The organism is Actinoplanes italicus, from assembly GCF_003001815.1.
In the GTDB taxonomy this organism is placed as follows: Bacteria; Actinomycetota; Actinomycetes; order Mycobacteriales; family Micromonosporaceae; genus Actinoplanes; species Actinoplanes italicus.
Genome location: NZ_PVMZ01000028.1, coordinates 72,091 through 87,843, shown reverse-complemented (window position 1 = coordinate 87,843; position 15,753 = coordinate 72,091). Strand labels below are relative to the sequence as shown.

The window sequence follows — 15,753 nt, the reverse complement described above, 5'->3', positions numbered from 1 at the left end:
GAGACAGCGGTATGACACCGCCGGGGTTCAGGGCTGGAGGGTGGTCAGGCGGGTGAACTCGGCGGGCAGGTCGTAGCCGTCCCAGATGGCGCCGAACGTCAGGGCCGAGCCGAACGGCACGATCCGGTCCACGCCGCGGCCACCCAGCTCCACCGCGAAGGCTCGCAGCTCGGCCGGGGTGAACCCGAAGTGGCTGACCGTCTGATCCTGGCGGTTCATCGCCGGCACCAGGTCGATCAGGGAGTCCACCTCGGCGAACGGGAAGGCGCCCGCACCGATCCACCGCCGCGGCGCCCGGTCGGTCCCGGCCAGGGTCACCGCCGTGATCCGGTTGTCCGGGAAGTCGAGCGCGGTCGCGGCCCCGGTCGCGGCCAGGCCGTACGCATTGACCCGCTTCTCCACGGCCATCGCCGGGTCGACGGTCCAGCCGCGCTGGTCGACCACGCCGAGCAACAGATCCAGGAACTCCGCCCGCACCCCACCGGTGTCTCCGCCACCGCCGACCAGGAACACGGTCCGTGGCGAGGAGCAGGCCGCCTGGTCGAACCAGTACGCGTCGTTCGCGAACCCGACCACGGCGGCCCGGCGCGCGGCCGGATCGGCGGCCCGCCACCCCGGCACCGAGAGAACCGCCCAGGACGTACGGTCGGGGAAGGTCAGATCCCGCGCGGAAGGCCGCAGCGGTTGTCTACGGATGGTGTCGACGGCCGTGTCGCCGCCCCAGATGACGCGCAGGTCGCACCACCGGCTCAGCGCCGCGGTAACGGCATCGTCGTGACCGTAGGTGACCATCCGCTGGGTCCGGGCGATCACCGGGTCGGCCTCGGTCTCGTTCAGGGCCTCGAGGATGACCTCGGCCGCCCCTGCCGACCGTGACGAGATCCGGACCACGTTGTGGTTCCCGGCCAGCGCGGAGATCGCCCAGGAGTAGACGAAGATCGTGTCCACGTTGGCCGGTGGCAGGTGAAAGACGTTGCCCCGGGGGAAGACCAGCGCGTCCTGGCGCGCGGTCATCCGCTCGACCGACCGTTTCAGCTCGGCCGGGCGCAGGAAGTAGCCGAGCGATCCGAGTTCGGGGTGCCGCCGCGCCACCGCGGGCGCGAGCAGCTTCCGGGCCAGTTTCGCGAGGAAGTCGACCATCCGCGGGTCACCGACGGCGAGCCGCTCCTCCGAGGGCGCCGTCAGGTCACCCTCGACGCCGAAACGGTGAATCATGCGGCACTCCGATACGTGTCCGAGCAACCCCGGGCCTCGGCGCGGGGCAGCCGGCCGAGAACCGAGAAGCGCTTTCCGGGCCAGTCGCCGTCGTCGACGCCGTGCACCACACCGAGATCCTCGGTGAGCAGCACGTGGCCGGGATACGAGGTGGGCAGGGTGCTCACCACCTCGATGAGGCCCGGTTCGCCGGGCGGGAGCTCCGCCCACGTCTCCGGGTCGCGGACCACCACGTCCGCGAAGTCGGGGCAGTACAGCGAACCACCGTCCGGGCCTTCCAGGAAGATCGTCCCGATCTGCTCGACCATGCCGTAGAAGTTGTGCACCCTGGTGATCCCGACGCCCGCCAGGCGCGAGCGGAACTCCGCCGGCGAGACGGCCTGGTCGACGAGCTTCTTCCAGCCGCCCGAGTGGATCAGGATGCCGTTGCCCAGGTCGAGCCCGTGTGACAGGGCGACCTCGTAGAGGTGCAGCCACACGAGATAGGTGAACCCGAAGATCAGGAACGGCTCGTCGCCGTGCTTCGCCAGGAAGGCACGGATGCCGTCGAGATCCACCACGCCCTCGGCGTCGAGCGCCCAGCAGTGGTCACGACCGAAAGTGGACATCCCGAGCACGCCGGCTCCACGGGCGCTGAACGAGCGGCGGTCCTTCAGGATCGACTTCGTGTCGACGACGAGCATCGGCAGCCGGCGAGGTCCGAGCACGGTCTGCAGGGTCGCCCCGAGTTGCCGGGTCTGCGTGGCAGCGGCGGCCTTGTCGAGGTAGATCCGGCTGACCTCACCGGTGGTGCCGCTCGAGGTAAGGACCTTGAACACCTCGTCGTCCGGGATGCTCTTGAGTTCCAGCGTCTTGAACAGACGCACCGGCAGCCACGGCAATTCGGATATGTCCGATGCTCCGGCGAATCCCGAGGCGGAGAGGATCCGGTCGTACGGCACACAGTTGCGCCGGTGGTGATCGACGAGATCGACGAGCTCCGGAAGAAGCGTCTTCTCCCGGTCGGTCTGGGAGAGCGTGAAGACACTCACAGCGACGCCTCCAGGGCACGGTAGTCGGTCTTGCCGTTCGGCAGCAGCGGAAGGGTCTCGATCGCACGGACGTCGACGCCGGTGAAGTGGGTCCCGAGCCAATCGGCGATCTTGGTGCGCAGCACGCGCACACCGTCGGCGTCGGCCCCCTCGGCGAAGACGTGCAGCCTGTCGTCGCCGGCCACGGCCGCGACCGGGAACTGCCGCTCCACGTCGTCCAGGTTGATCCGGACGCCGAACACCTTGCCCATCCGCTTGATCCGGCCGGTGAGGAAGAGGAACCCGTCGTCGTCGATCCGGCCCAGGTCACCGGTGTGCAGCACGCCACGCAGATCGTCGCCCCGCGCCAGATCGGCGGCCGTTTCGGCGTACCCCATCATGACGTTGGGTCCCTGATAGACGACCTCACCGTCGTCAATCGTGAAAGCGCCACCGGGCATCGCCCGGCCGGCCGAGCCGAGCTTCTCGGCGAGGTGGGACGGGGGCAGGCAGGCCATCCGTGGTGCCGCCTCGGTCTGGCCGTACATCACGAACATCCGGCCGCCCACGGCGGTCATCCGGCCGGCGAAGTCGGTGACGAGTTCGGCACGCAGCCGGCCGCCGGCCTGGGTGAGGGTACGCAGGGTGGGGTACTTCGCCGGGTCGAAGCGCAGCCGGCGCAGCATCTCGTACTGCGACGGGACGAAGGCCATCGACGTGACCCCGTGCTCGTTCACGGCGGCCCAGAAGTCCCTCTGCATGATCCCGGTCCGCTCCAGCACCACGGTCGCGCCCCGCAGCAGATGCGAATGCAGGACCGACAGGCCGTACGAGTAGAAGAGCGGCAACGTGGTGATCGCGACGTCGTCGGAGGTGATGCCGAGGCTTTCGGCGACCTGTTCCGCGTTGGCGAGCACCGCCGAGCGGGACAGCCGGACGAGTTTCGGGTCGCCGGTCGAGCCGCTCGTGGTGAGCAGAAGTGCCAGGTCCGGGTGCACTTCGTCGGTGGCGAACCGGGCACGCAACGAGGTCTGGTCCAGGTCCGGGTCGAGCAGCAGAACCGGCCTGTCGGCACGCAGCGCGGCCAGGTAGGACGCAATCGACCGCACGGTCGTGGTCATCGGAAGGAAGACAGGCGACTCCGGAGGCAGCGCCTTCGCAGCCTCGTCGATCAGTGCCGGAGTCAGGACCTCGCCGGTGGCCGCGTCGACGACCTTCGCGGACGGGTGAAGCAGGTTCACCGGAACCTCCGAAGGATGCTCCGGCCTTCAGGCCGGGGAGGAATTCGGACTCCGTCAGAAGCGGCCCGGCGTGGCCGGGACGGTCTCAGGACGTATTCCGGAGGCAGGACTGCCGGCACCTTACTCATGATTAGATCTTGTGCAAGGTTTCGAACACGCGTACGGCGTACAAGTGTCGGGCCTACCCGACCCCCGAACAGGCTGCGGTGTTCAACCGCACCTTCGGGTGTGTGCGCCTGGCCTGGAACAAAACCCTCACCGACCGGCACGCCGCGTTCTTCCAGCACGGCCAGAAGACCTCGTGCAAGCAGACCGACGCGGCGCTGACCGCAAGGAAGCAAACCGAGGAGTTGGCGTTCCTGTCCGAGGTGTCCTCGGTTCCGTTGCAGCAGACGCTGCGCCACCAGCACACCGCGTTCGGCAACTTCTTCGCCGAACGGGCCCGGTATCCGCGGTTCAAGTCCCGCACCGGCCGCCAGTCGGCGCACTACACCCGGTCGGCGTTCCGGATCAAGGACGGCCAGTTGAGGGTGGCGAAGACTGACGGCCCGCTGCGGGTCGCCTGGTCGCGGCCTGACGTCGACCTGGCCACCATGGACCCGACCATGGTGATCGTCTCCCGCGAACCCGACGGCCGCTGGTTCGTCAGCTTCGCCATGGAAGTCGACCAGCCCGACCCGCTGCCCGCCACCGGGCACGAGGTCGGCATCGATCTCGGTATCAAGGACTTCGCGGTCACGAGCGACGGCGACCGGATCGCCAACCCCCGCCACCTGGAACGCAAGGCCCGCAACGCCCGCCGCGACTTCCTGCACAAGACCAGCATCACGCTGGTCCGGCAGGCCGACACGATCGTGGTTGAAGACCTCGCCGTCGCGAACATGCTGCGCAACCGAGGGTCCTCCCTTCTGCGGTCGGCCGTGAAACAGGAACCCCACGCCGCGAGGCATCCGCCGTAGGCCGGTTCGGCCGTCAGGCCGAAGGGAATCTCCCTCTTCAGGAGGGGAAGAAGTCAAAGCGTCAGTCCCCCGTCGACCCCGAGCACCTGGCCGGTCACGAAACGGGCCTGCTCGGAGAGAAGGAAGGTGATCACGTCGGCGACCTCGTCGGCGGTGCCCAGACGGCCGAGGGCGGTGTTCGCCATGCGCTCGGCGCGACCGGCCTCGTCCAGGGAGTCGAGCATGTCGGTGGCGATGAACCCGGGCGCGACCGCGTTGACCCGGATGCCGCGCGGGCCGAGTTCCTTCGCCGCCGACCTGGTCAGCCCGGCGACGGCGGCCTTGGACGCCGCGTAGACGGCCTGGCCTGCGACGCCGTACGTGCCGGTCACGGAGGCCGTCAGCACGACCGCCGGGTTCTGCCCGCGTGCCAGCAGCCGGACCGCGTTCTGCAGCGTGTACGCGGCGCCGGCCGCGTTCACCGCGAAGAGCCGCTCGATAGTGGCGTCCGGTGTCATGCCGAGCATCCCGGCCTCGTGCGTGCCGGCGTTCACCACCAGCGCGTCGAGCCGCTTGAACGTCTCGAAGGCGAGCCGGCCCAGCGCCTTGCTCGTCGCCGGATCCGCGATGTCCCCGGCCGCGTGCACGGCGGTGATCCCGAACTTGCCGGACAGGGCGGCCGCGGCCTCCTCGACGCCGGCCGCGCCGTGTCCGTGCAGCACCAGGTCGTAGCCCTGCTCGGCGAGACGATGCGCGGTCGCCCGGCCGATCCCGCGCGACGCCCCGGTGACCAGGGCGACGCTCACTTGACGTCCACCCCGTATTTACCGAGGATTCGCACGGCCTCGGCGAAGCTGGACATATTGATGACGTCGTCGGTGTCAATCATTACCGAGAATTCATCTTCAATGGTCGCGACAAGTGACATGTGCGCGAGCGAATCCCACTTCTCGTTGTCCTGGTAGCGCAGGTCGTCCACGGGCTCGTCCGCCGGAAGATCGAGGGCGGTACGGAACGCCTCGCGTAGTCTCTGCAGCTCAGTCACGGTGCAACTCCAAGTCGGGGTGATCAGAGGAGACCTACGATCCGCAGGTTCCCAGTCGTGGCGACCAATCCCGGATTAACTGGAAATGAACTGCGCGAAGCATTTCTCCGCGCTTCTGGAAATGCCCTCCGAGCTGGTTATGCTTCCGGCTCGTAACCGGCCTGCCGCTAAACCCCCGGAGAAAACTCGTGTCTGAACTCGCCGGCTCCTCGATCCTTGTCACCGGCTCCACCGGGTCGTTCGGCAAGGCCTTCCTGAAGTACGCCCTGACGCACCTCGACCCGGCGCGCATCGTGGTCTTCTCCCGTGACGAGCTCAAGCAGTACGAGGTCCGCCAGATGTTCGGCGACGACCCGCGGCTGCGCTTCTTCATCGGTGACATCCGCGACGAGAAGCGCCTCGACCGGGCCATGCACGGCATCGACTACGTGGTCCACGCCGCGGCACTCAAGCAGGTCGACACTGCCGAGTACAACCCGTCGGAGTTCGTGGCCACGAACATCAACGGCACCCAGAACGTGATCGACGCGGCCATCAACCACGGCGTCAAGAAGGTCGTCGCGCTCTCCACGGACAAGGCGTCGAGCCCGATCAACCTGTACGGCGCGACCAAGCTGGCCGCCGACAAGATCGTGATCGCGGGCAACCACTACGCCGCCACCCACCCGACCCGGCTGGCAGTGGTCCGCTACGGCAACGTGATGGGCTCGCGCGGCTCGGTCGTCCCGTTCTTCCGCAAGCTCGCGGCCGACGGCAAGAGCCTGCCGATCACCGACAAGCGGATGACCCGGTTCTGGATCACGCTGGACCAGGCCGTGAAGTTCGTCGTCGACTCGTTCGACGTCATGCAGGGCGGCGAGCTCTACGTCCCGCGGATCCCCAGCATGCGGATCATGGACCTGGTCGAGGCGGTCGCGCCGGGCGCCGGCACCCACGAGATGGGCATGCGCCCCGGCGAGAAGCTGCACGAGGAGATGATCGCCGCCGACGACAGCCGCCGGACGCTGCGCTTCAAGGACCGGTACGTGGTTCAGCCGGTCGTTGCGAGCTGGGGTTACACGACGCCCGAGGGTGGCGAGGAGGTCGCCGACGGCTTCAACTACCGCTCGGACAACAACGACCTCTGGCTCTCGGTCGACGAGATGCGCGACCTGCTCGCGGAGGACTGATGCTGCCCTACGGACGACAGTCGATCGACGACTCCGATGTGGACGCCGTCGTCGCGGCGCTGGGCAGCGACTGGCTCACCACCGGCCCCCGGGTCGCGCGGTTCGAGGCGGATCTGGAGGAGGTGGCCGGCGCGCCCTGCGTGACGGTCACCAACGGGACCACGGCCCTGCACGCGGCCTACGCGGCGGCCGGTGTGACCAGCGGCGACGAGGTCGTCACCACGCCGATGACGTTCGTCGCGACGGCCTCGGGTGCGGCCCTGCTGGGCGCCACGGTGGTCTTCGCCGATGTGGAGGAGGACACCGCCAACATCGACCCGGCCGCCGTCGAGGCCACGGTGACCTCCCGGACCAGGGTGATCGCGGCGGTCGACTACGCCGGTGTCCCGGCCGACTACGACCGGCTGCGGAAGGTCACCGACGAGGCGGGCGCGATCCTGCTGGGTGACGCGGCGCACTCGATCGGATCCACCTATCGCGGACGGCCGGTCGGCTCGCTCGCGGACCTCACCACGTTCTCGTTCTTCCCGACCAAGAACCTCACCACCGGCGAGGGCGGGGCGGTCGCCTCCATCCGGCCCGACCTGCTGCAGCGTGTCCGCACGTTCCGGACCGTGGGCCTGGTCCGCGACCCGGACCGGCTCCGGCACCCCGACGAGGGCGGGTGGCATCAGGAGGTCCACGAGTTCGGTCTCAACTACCGGCTGCCGGACGTGCTCTGCGCGCTCGGTTCGGCCCAGCTGCGGCGTCTCGCCGAGTTCAAGACGCGGCGCGCGCGCCTGACGGCACGCTACGACGAACTTCTGGCCGACGTTCCCGGCCTTCGTCTTCCGGTGCGGCGATCCGATGTGGATCCGGTCCGGCACCTCTATCCGGTACGGATTCTCGACGGCCGCCGGCGCGAGGTGTACGACCGGCTGCGGGCCGCCGGCATCGGGGTGCAGGTCAACTACATCCCCGTCTACTGGCACCCGGTGTTCGAGGATCTCGGTTACCGGCGCGGCATGTGCCCGGTGGCCGAGCGGTTCTACGCCGAGGAGCTGTCCCTGCCACTCTTCGCCGACCTGAGCGACAGCGACCAGGACCGCGTCGTCGAGGCACTGCGCGGGATCCTCGGGAGCTAGCGGGTGCACCACGGTAACCACTTCTACGGTCACGCCCACGTGCTCGCCGGGTACTGCGGGCTGGACCCGGCCGACCCGCCCCGGATCGACGGCTACCTGCAGCACGGGTGGAACGTGGTGGACGGGCTGGGCGCGGGTACGCCGTACGCGCCGGGCCTGCCGATCTTCGTGTGGTCCGAGCGCACCCGCCGCCGGGCCTGGTCGATGGGCCGTCCGCTGGCCACCGTGACCGGCGCTCCGTTCCTGTACCTGCTGCGGTCGGGCGGAGAGCCGTCGGCAGCGGAGCGGGAGGGGACCATCTGGTACCCGTTCCACGGCTGGGAGGGGCAGAAGGTCAGCGGCGACCACCACCGGCTGATCGACGAGATCAGCGCGACCGAGAGCGGGCCGATCACGTTCTGCCTGTACTGGAACGAGTACCAGGACAGGCGAATCCGGGCGCTCTACGAGCGTGCCGGCCGGGTGATCTGCCACGGCTACCGCGGGTACATGCGGATGCGGACCGACCCCGGCTTCCTCGAGAACCAGCTCGCCGAACTGCGTCGGCACCGCCGGGTCGCGTCGAACCGGCTGAGCACCGCGGTCCTCTACGGCACCGCGGCCGGTTGCGAACCGGCGGTCTACGGCGACCCGATGTACCTGGACAAAGAGGACACTCCCACGGCCGACCGGATCCGCCGCGAGTGGCCGGAACTGCACGGTCCCGCCCCCGACCCGGCGACCGCCAGGGAGATCGTGCTCGCCGAACTGGGTGACGGCCACCTCGCCTCCCCGGCCGAGCTGCGTGCGATGCTCGGCTGGGCCGCCGCATGATCACGATGCTCGGCGGCGAGATGCCGGAGTACGCCGAGGAACATGCACCGGCCGGCGGCCCGCTCTACCGCCACCTGCTCGAACGCCTGCCCACCGGGATCCGGGTGCTGATCGCGGGCCCGCACGACACCGACCTGATCGGCGCCCTTGCCGACCGCCGCGACGTGACCTGCCTGGTCCGATCACAACCGGACGCCGAGGCGCTGCCCGGTAACGTCCTGTGCGGCACCCTCTCCAAGCTCACCGATGCGGACCGGTACGACGTCGTGGTCGCCTTGGACGGCACCGGCCGCCTCTGCTCGCCCGAGGGCCCGCAACTGGACTGGGCCGAATCGGTCCGCGTCCTCAGGCGTGCCCTGCGCCCCGGCGGCACGCTGCTGCTCACGGTCGAGAACGAACTCGGCGTGCACCGCCTGGTCGATCCGCACGCACCGACCGCCTCCCGGACCGGCGACGCGTGGCGTCCGCTCGGCGAGTTCGGCACCGCGCCCGGACGGCCGGACCGGCTCGCGGCAGCGCTCGGCGCCGAGGGTCTGCCGGTCGCCGCGATGGCCGCCGCCTGGCCACTGCCGGGGCGCCCGACACTTCTGATCAACCCCGAGACGCTGCGGTACGGGCCACTCGACGCGCTCGCGGCTTTCGCGTCGGCAGCGGTCGCTCCGGCGTACGACCAAGTCTTGAGTGATCCCCGGCGGCTCGCCGCCGCAGCCGTGCGCCGCGGCCTGGGCGCAGAGATGGCCCCCGCCTGGCTCGCCGTCGCCCAGCGCGCCCACCGCCCCGGCCCGACCATCACCCTGCCGCCCGCGGTGTTCGCCGGCCCGTCCGGCACCGTGACCGAGATCGTCGGTATGCCGGACGGCACCTGGCTGCGTCGCGTCGTTTCCAGCTGTGTCGTACCGCTGTCGCCCGGGCCGGGAGACAGCGGTACGACACAGCCGGGTCTTGCGCACGGGCCGGTTGCGGCCGGTGTGACACAGCCGGGTTCCTCGCACGGTCCGCTTCCGGCGGGGCGATTGCTGGAGGAGCGGCTGCTCGGCGCGGCACTCGCCCACGACCTGCCGTACCTGCGACGGCTGCTGACCGGCTGGATGACCGCGCTGCCGATGGTCCCTGCCGACAACGTGCTGGTCGACGGCGACCGGTTCACCGTGCTCGATCCGACCGTTCCGGATCAGCCGGACGCGCTGGCCCGGCTCGCGCACACGCTGCTCACCGGCGGCTATCACCACCCGTGGCCGGGGGTCACCGACGTGCCGCGGCTCATCGCGGTCCTGGCCGGTGCCGCCGGGCTCACCGAGGTACCGGCCGCGCCCGACGACCCGCTCCCGGCGCCGGACGGCCGGCGCGAACACGAGGAACAGCTCGACGCCCTGCGCCGCCGGCTCGCCGACGCCGAGGCCCGCAGCCGGTTCTTCGAGGTGGAGCTCGAGAAACGCGAGGCCGAACTGGGCCGCGCCAAGACACAGATCGCCGCGTTCAGCGGCAACCTCGGCTTCCGCGCCGCCAAGGCCGGGCTCGTCCTGGCCCGCGCCGCCCGCAACCGCCTCCGCAAAGGACGATCATGACCACCCTCGGCATCATTCAGGCCCGGATGGGCTCCACCCGGCTGCCCGGCAAGGTGCTGCGCCGCCTCGGCGGACGGACCGTCCTCGACCGGGTGGCCCACGCCGCCCGGGAGAGCGGCGTCCTCGACGACCTCGTCGTCGCCACCACGATCCTGCCCGACGACGACGCGATCGAGGCCGAGTGCGCGGCGATCGGCGTCGACTGCCACCGCGGGCCGGTCGACGACGTGCTCACCCGGTTCCTCGGGGTGCTGGAGACCCGGTCGGCCGACGACGTGCTGCGGTTCACCGCCGACTGCCCGCTGCTCGACCCGCGGCTGGTCGCGCGGGCGTACCGGGTGTTCGCGGCGGCCGGCGTCGACTACCTGACCACGTCGATCACCCGGACGCTGCCGCGCGGCCTGGACGTCGAGGTGGTCCGGGCCGCGGTGCTCAAGGAGATCGACAAGCTGGCGTACGACCATCACCGCACCCACGTGACGTCGTACGTCTACACCCATCCGGCCGACTTCGACCTGATCGGCCTGACCGCGCAGCCGGACATGTCGGGCCTGCGGCTCACCCTCGACACCGAGGACGACTGGCGGCTCATCGAGGCGATCGTCGACCACTTCGGCGACGCGCCGGTGGCGGTCCGCGAGATCGCCGACTGGCTGGGTCTGCGTCCGGAGCTGGCGGAGCTGAACGCGCACATCATGCAGAAGGACCTGGAGCAGGCTTGAACACCATCGGGATCCGGTGTGACGCGGGTTCACGGACCGGGGTCGGGCATCTGGTGCGGTGCGTGGCGCTGGCCGAGGAACTGACCGCACGCGGCGTCGACGTTCACTTCCTCAGCGATCTGGGCGGGGTGGCCTGGGCCGAGGCGCAGCTGGAACAGCGCGGGCTGTCGTGGCATCCGGCGCCCTACGACGAGGTGGGCCTGGTCGCGGCGTGCCGCCGGCTGGCACTGGACGCGCTGGTCATCGACTCGTACACGCTGCCGCCGTCGCACAGCAAAGCGGTCCGGGCGGACGGAACGATCGTTCTGGCCATCGTGGACGGTGATCCGCGCGGGCAGGACGCCGACATCTACGTCGACCAGAATCTGGACGCCGTGCTCGACATAGGTGACGTCCGGCTGGCCGGTCTCGATCATGCACTGCTGCGGGCCTCGGTACGGCGGTTGCGGCCCTCAGCGGCACCGGTGAGCTCGTTCGCCCGTACGCCCAAGGTCGTCGCCTTCTTCGGCGGGACCGACGCCTATCGTGCCGCGCCGCAGGTTGCCCGGCTGCTCGCGGACGCCGCGGTGCCCTTCGACGCAACCGTCGTGGCCGCCGACGCGTCCCTGCGCGCCGAACTGCTCGCGATCCCGGCCGGTGAGGGCCAGCACTTCGAGATCATCGACCCGACCGACCGGCTGCCGGAGCTGCTCGCCGACGCCGATCTCGTGGTCAGCGCGAGCGGCACGTCGACCTGGGAGCTGCTCTGCCTGGGCCGGGCGGCCGCGCTGGTCTGGGTCGTCGACAACCAGATCATCGGGTACGAACGGACCGTCGCGCACGGCTACGCCGCCGGGCTGGGCCGTCTCGGAGAACTCGGCGACGATGCGGTGACCACCCTGCGGAGGCTGCTCCTGAACCCGGCCGAACGCACCGCGCTCGCCGTTCGCGGATGGGCGGCGGTCGACGGCCGTGGCGTCGAACGGGTCGCGGACGCCCTGCTCAGGGGGCAGTGACCTCGACGACGACCTTGCCGATCGCGTGGTTCTCGACGGCCTCGTGCGCCTCCGCGATCCGGCCCAGTGGGAACCGCAGGATCGGCAGTCCGGCATCCTCGCCGACACGGAACGCGCCCGCGTGGACCGCCTCGGCGACCGCCGCGACCGCGTCGGCCTTCTCCTTGGGCGTGGTCGTGTAGGTCAGCACGAAGTCGAGGCTCGCGTTCTTCAGCATCGCCTTGAAACTCGGCAGGCTGAGCCTCCCGGCGACGTAGATCGCGATGTTGCCGCCGGGAGCGATCACGTCCAGGTCCACGTCGAGGTTGTCGGTGTCGACCTCGACGATCAACTCCGGCCCGTCCGGGCTGATCTCGCGCACCCGGGCCGCGACGTCCTCCTGGAGGTAGTCGATCACCGCGTCGGCGCCGGCGGCGAGCGCGAGCTCCGCCTTCTCCTTCGAGCTGACCGTGGTCAGCACGGTCGCCCCGGCCCACTTGGCCAGCTGGATCGCCGCGTTGCCGACCGCGCCCGCACCGCCGGCGACCAGCACCGTGCGGCCGGCCAGCGCGCCGGGCGCCAGCCGTGCCGGGCCGTCGGCGGCCACCGTGAGACAGCGGTGCGCGGTCAGTGCCGGGATGCCCAGATCGGCGCCGACCTCGAACGGGACGTCGTCGTTCATCCGCACCACCTGGTGACGGGGCAGCACCACGTACTCCTGGGCGGTGCCGTTCGCCCGGCCGTAACCGGCGTCCCACACCCAGACCCGGTCACCGGGTTCCAGACCGGTCACCCCGATGCCGAGCGCGTCCACCACACCGGCGCCGTCCTGGTTCGGCACCCGCGGCGGAGCGACCCCATCGGGTACGCCACGGCCCGCTCTTGTACCGGTGTCGGTCGGGTTCACAGCCGACAGGACGATGCGGACGCGCACCTGCCCGGCGCCGGCCACAGGCAGCCCACGGTCGGCGATACGCAGTACGGAAGCGGGGCCCGGCTCGTCGAAAACGGCTGCACGCATGCCCCCACCCTATTTCGCGCTCAGCCGATCTTCCCGGTTGCCGAACAGGAGTAGCGGCAGTCCGCCTCATTTCCGGGAGGTTCCCGTGCCCACCGTGTTGATCGCCGACGACGAGGTCGACCATCGCGAATTGCTGACCCTCGCGCTGCACCGGCTCGGCTACGACGTGGTGAGCGCCGCCGACTCCTCCAGCGCACTCGCCCTGCTCAACGCGGGCGGTATCGACGCCGCCCTGATCGACGTCAGGATGCCGGGCGTCTCGGGCATCGAACTGTGCCGCCAGATCCGCAGCTCGCCGGAGACCCAACTCCTGCCGATCATGGTGGTCAGCGCTGACGTGCACCGACACCAGATCATGACCGCGCTGCACGCCGGAGCCGACGACTTCCTGGCCAAGCCGTTCAGCCGGGCCGAGCTGACGGCACACCTGGAGACCCTGCTGCGGACCAAGCCCAGTTCCGCGGCGCGCTCGGCGGCGGCGGCCCGCGCCGCCCTGCTCGCGGCCCGGCACGCCGTGGTCGAGGAGACAGCGGCACCGGCCCCGTACCGGCACACGGCCTAATAACGGGCCGTGATCCGGCGGTTCAGTCCGTCGACCGTGATCGGGCCGCCGTAGGGCAGCACCCACTGCGGCGAGGTGTGCCCGAAATCGACCCCGAAGACCACCATGGCCTCCGGGTGGTACGTCTCGAACGCCCTGAGCACGGCGGCCCTCTGTTCCTCCCGATAGGTGTCCCGCTGCTCCACCGGGCGGGGGTTGAAGAAGACGCTGGCCTTCGCGGTCGCCACGAGCACGGCCGGGAACTGCCGCAACAGCCCGCGCTCGCCGAAGTCACGAAGCATCCGGAACACCTGCTCGCCGGAGGGCATCTCCTCGGAGGTCTCCAGCAGCAGCACCGAACCGGCATAGCGCTCGGCCGGGTGGATCCAGCGCCCGGCTGCCAGGTTCGAGTGCAGGATCTCCAGGCAGCCACCCCAGGTGCTGCCGGTCACCACCCGGTCCGGGCGGTGCCAGAACCGTCCCGGGCTGGGCACCGACGGCGGCGACTCGACCAGCGCCCGCGGATCCTCCCAGTTCATCTCCTCCTCGCAGAAATCCGCGACCGGTTCGATCTCCAGCTCGCCTCCGCCGAAAAGGGCCGCCCGCACAGACACGAGGTGTTCCGGGGAGATCCCCGCGCCGCGCCCCAGATGCACCATGGTCGAACCGCCGTGGAATGCCGGGATGCCGTGGAACCAGAGCCAGTTCAGCAGGTTCGTGTTGTCGGAGAACCCGAGGAACGGCTTGGGGTCGGCCCGGAACACCGCGGGATCGAGGTACGGCAGCACGGTGATCTGGTCGTCGCCGCCGATGGTCGCCAGCACCGCACGGATGGACGGGTCGGCATAGGCCGCCATCAGGTCGGCGGCCCGGTCGGCCGGGGACGAGGCCTGACGGGTGGTGGGAAACTCCACCGGCTCCAGGCCGAGCTCGTCACGGATCCGCCGCAGGCCCAGTTCGTGCACGGCCGGGAAGATCGCCGGCGCGGCGAAGGAGGGCGAGACGACGGCGACACGGTCACCGAGGCTGAGTTTCATGGTCATCATTCAACCCGCCCCGGCAACCGGATTCGCGATGGTCAGGTCACCGTCGCCGTGCCGAGCACCTTGCCGTCCCGGTCGGTGACCAGGACCGCGTCGACGTCAGCCGACATGTTCGAACTCGCGCCGGTCAGTTTCGCCTCACCGTCCGTGGTACCGCCCCAGACCGCGGCCTGCTCGGTCTGGCCTGCCTTGTTGCGGACCAGGCAGAGGAACGGGCCGTTGCCGCTGATGCCGGTCACGTCGAGGGACACCTCGACGCCCCACTTCTTCGGCGTGAGCTTCGCCTCTCCGGCCAGCCGGCTGCCCTGTGCAGGCTGGAACCGCGCGTTGATCAACTGCACACTGGAGATCGCCGTCGGCTCCTTGGACGGTGTCCCGGTATTCGTGAAGATCCCGTAGGTGACACCGGCGGCGGCGATCAGCGTGACGGCCGCGGCGGCGAGCCACCGCACCCGGTTGGTCCGGGTCTCCTTGAACTTCTCCGCCCGCATCCTGCTGAGCAGCGTCTCGATGTTCTGCGAGCTCGGCCTCGCGGTCGGACTGACCGCGAGCGCCGCCCCACCTCCGAGGTGCCGCGCGTCCGGCATTCTCTGAAGCATTTCGGGTACGGGTGACAGCCGGTCCAGTTCGGCCCGGCACTCCGCGCATTCGGCGAGGTGGGCGTCGAGCTTTTCGGTGTCCGCCTCGTCCAGCCCACCGAGGAGATAGCCACCCAGCAACCGGTGCAGGGTCTGGTGGTCGTCGAGGTCGCTCATCGCAGCATCCCCATCTCCTCGAAGACGGTCCGCAGCGCGCGAACGGCATAGTAGGCGCGCGATTTCACCGTGCCCTCCGGCACCGAAAGTCTTCGCGCCGCGTCCGCCACGCTCTGCCCCTCGTAGTACATCTGCTGGATCACCGCCCGGTGCTCCGGCGAGAGGCGTTCCAGCGCCTCCGCCACCAGCCAGCCTTCCACCATCTGATCAACATTGTCTGCCGACGGCACCGAGTTGACCGCGTTCTCATCGGCGACCAGCTTCGGCCGGCGCTGTTCGGCGCGCCAGGCGTTGGTCACCACGTTGCGAGCGATGGTGAGCAGGTACGACCTGGTCCGCCCCGGTTCCGGGTCGAGGTGGTCGATGTGCTTCCAGGCTCGTAACAGGGTCTCCTGAACCAGGTCCTCCGCCTTGTGCCGGTCGTTGACGTACCGGGAGACGAAGTTGATCAGGACGGAATAGTGTTCGGTGTAGAGCGCGGTCATCAGTTGCTCGTCGGGGTTTCCCCGTCGCTTCATCGGCGCCAGCTCTCCCCTCGGGTTCGGCCCGGCCACCCGGATGTACATCGTGGCACGTG

17 protein-coding genes are annotated in these 15,753 nt (G+C 70.0%); 8 read left to right on the top strand and 9 right to left on the bottom strand.

Translation table 11 applies throughout. From position 1 onward, the window contains the following. Nucleotides 1–27: 27 nt before the first annotated feature. Genes CLV67_RS44075 through CLV67_RS44065 form a run of 3 tightly spaced genes read right to left on the bottom strand, consistent with a single transcriptional unit; the run spans nt 28 to nt 3,466 of the window. On the bottom strand, nt 28–1,215 hold the full coding sequence (locus CLV67_RS44075) for an acyl-CoA reductase (RefSeq protein WP_106329700.1): 1,188 nt from the start codon (nt 1,213–1,215) through the stop codon (nt 28–30). After that, nucleotides 1,212–2,246 (bottom strand): LuxE/PaaK family acyltransferase, encoded by a 1,035-nt coding sequence (locus CLV67_RS44070; RefSeq protein WP_106329698.1) that lies wholly within the window; start codon nt 2,244–2,246, stop codon nt 1,212–1,214. The genes CLV67_RS44075 and CLV67_RS44070 overlap by 4 nt, the downstream gene beginning before the upstream one ends. Further along, the gene (locus CLV67_RS44065; RefSeq protein WP_106329696.1) at nt 2,243–3,466 is read right to left on the bottom strand and encodes an AMP-binding protein; all 1,224 of its coding nucleotides are present in this window, start codon (nt 3,464–3,466) and stop codon (nt 2,243–2,245) included. The genes CLV67_RS44070 and CLV67_RS44065 overlap by 4 nt, the downstream gene beginning before the upstream one ends. Before the next feature lie 137 nt (nt 3,467–3,603). On the opposite strand from CLV67_RS44065, the gene CLV67_RS44060 reads away from it, so the two are divergent. Beyond that, nucleotides 3,604–4,425: an RNA-guided endonuclease InsQ/TnpB family protein gene (locus tag CLV67_RS44060; RefSeq protein ID WP_203737717.1), complete on the top strand. Its 822-nt coding sequence runs from the start codon at nt 3,604–3,606 to the stop codon at nt 4,423–4,425. A gap of 53 nt (nt 4,426–4,478) precedes the next feature. On the opposite strand, the gene CLV67_RS44055 is transcribed toward CLV67_RS44060, so the two are convergent. After that, nucleotides 4,479–5,210 carry an SDR family NAD(P)-dependent oxidoreductase gene (locus CLV67_RS44055; protein ID WP_106329694.1) on the bottom strand — a complete coding sequence of 244 codons (732 nt, stop codon included), beginning with the start codon at nt 5,208–5,210 and terminating at the stop codon, nt 4,479–4,481. Next, nucleotides 5,207–5,449: an acyl carrier protein gene (locus tag CLV67_RS44050; RefSeq protein WP_106329692.1), complete on the bottom strand. Its 243-nt coding sequence runs from the start codon at nt 5,447–5,449 to the stop codon at nt 5,207–5,209. Before CLV67_RS44050 ends, CLV67_RS44055 begins: the two co-directional genes overlap by 4 nt. Nucleotides 5,450–5,637: 188 nt before the next feature. On the opposite strand from CLV67_RS44050, the gene pseB reads away from it, so the two are divergent. Genes pseB through CLV67_RS44020 form a run of 6 tightly spaced genes read left to right on the top strand, consistent with a single transcriptional unit; the run spans nt 5,638 to nt 11,837 of the window. Further along, nucleotides 5,638–6,618 (top strand): UDP-N-acetylglucosamine 4,6-dehydratase (inverting), encoded by a 981-nt coding sequence (gene pseB / locus CLV67_RS44045; RefSeq protein WP_106329690.1) that lies wholly within the window; start codon nt 5,638–5,640, stop codon nt 6,616–6,618. Then, nucleotides 6,618–7,742: a DegT/DnrJ/EryC1/StrS family aminotransferase gene (locus CLV67_RS44040; protein WP_106329688.1), complete on the top strand. Its 1,125-nt coding sequence runs from the start codon at nt 6,618–6,620 to the stop codon at nt 7,740–7,742. The genes pseB and CLV67_RS44040 overlap by 1 nt, the downstream gene beginning before the upstream one ends. A 3-nt stretch (nt 7,743–7,745) precedes the next feature. Beyond that, the gene (locus CLV67_RS44035) at nt 7,746–8,555 is read left to right on the top strand and encodes a hypothetical protein (RefSeq protein WP_106329686.1); all 810 of its coding nucleotides are present in this window, start codon (nt 7,746–7,748) and stop codon (nt 8,553–8,555) included. Beyond that, nucleotides 8,552–10,120, top strand: a complete 1,569-nt coding sequence (locus tag CLV67_RS44030) for a class I SAM-dependent methyltransferase (protein WP_106329684.1) — start codon at nt 8,552–8,554, stop codon at nt 10,118–10,120. The genes CLV67_RS44035 and CLV67_RS44030 overlap by 4 nt, the downstream gene beginning before the upstream one ends. After that, nucleotides 10,117–10,842 carry a cytidylyltransferase domain-containing protein gene (locus CLV67_RS44025; RefSeq protein ID WP_106329682.1) on the top strand — a complete coding sequence of 242 codons (726 nt, stop codon included), beginning with the start codon at nt 10,117–10,119 and terminating at the stop codon, nt 10,840–10,842. Before CLV67_RS44030 ends, CLV67_RS44025 begins: the two co-directional genes overlap by 4 nt. Then, a complete protein-coding gene (locus CLV67_RS44020; RefSeq protein WP_106329680.1) occupies nt 10,839–11,837 on the top strand; it encodes a PseG/SpsG family protein in 999 nt (332 codons plus the stop codon). Before CLV67_RS44025 ends, CLV67_RS44020 begins: the two co-directional genes overlap by 4 nt. Here CLV67_RS44020 and CLV67_RS44015 read toward each other — a convergent pair. Further along, a complete protein-coding gene (locus CLV67_RS44015) occupies nt 11,824–12,837 on the bottom strand; it encodes an NADPH:quinone reductase (protein ID WP_106329678.1) in 1,014 nt (337 codons plus the stop codon). The two genes, CLV67_RS44020 and CLV67_RS44015, sit on opposite strands and share 14 nt — an antisense overlap. Nucleotides 12,838–12,922: 85 nt before the next feature. On the opposite strand from CLV67_RS44015, the gene CLV67_RS44010 reads away from it, so the two are divergent. Further along, complete coding sequence (locus tag CLV67_RS44010; protein WP_106329676.1) at nt 12,923–13,399, top strand: response regulator transcription factor; 477 nt, start codon at nt 12,923–12,925, stop codon at nt 13,397–13,399. On the opposite strand, the gene CLV67_RS44005 is transcribed toward CLV67_RS44010, so the two are convergent. Genes CLV67_RS44005 through CLV67_RS43995 form a run of 3 tightly spaced genes read right to left on the bottom strand, consistent with a single transcriptional unit; the run spans nt 13,396 to nt 15,694 of the window. Next, nucleotides 13,396–14,415 (bottom strand): S66 family peptidase, encoded by a 1,020-nt coding sequence (locus tag CLV67_RS44005; RefSeq protein ID WP_106329674.1) that lies wholly within the window; start codon nt 14,413–14,415, stop codon nt 13,396–13,398. The two genes, CLV67_RS44010 and CLV67_RS44005, sit on opposite strands and share 4 nt — an antisense overlap. Nucleotides 14,416–14,456: 41 nt before the next feature. After that, on the bottom strand, nt 14,457–15,176 hold the full coding sequence (locus CLV67_RS44000) for an anti-sigma factor family protein (RefSeq protein WP_106329672.1): 720 nt from the start codon (nt 15,174–15,176) through the stop codon (nt 14,457–14,459). Continuing rightward, nucleotides 15,173–15,694 carry a sigma-70 family RNA polymerase sigma factor gene (locus CLV67_RS43995; protein WP_106329670.1) on the bottom strand — a complete coding sequence of 174 codons (522 nt, stop codon included), beginning with the start codon at nt 15,692–15,694 and terminating at the stop codon, nt 15,173–15,175. The genes CLV67_RS44000 and CLV67_RS43995 overlap by 4 nt, the downstream gene beginning before the upstream one ends. Between the last annotated feature and the right edge of the window lie 59 nt (nt 15,695–15,753).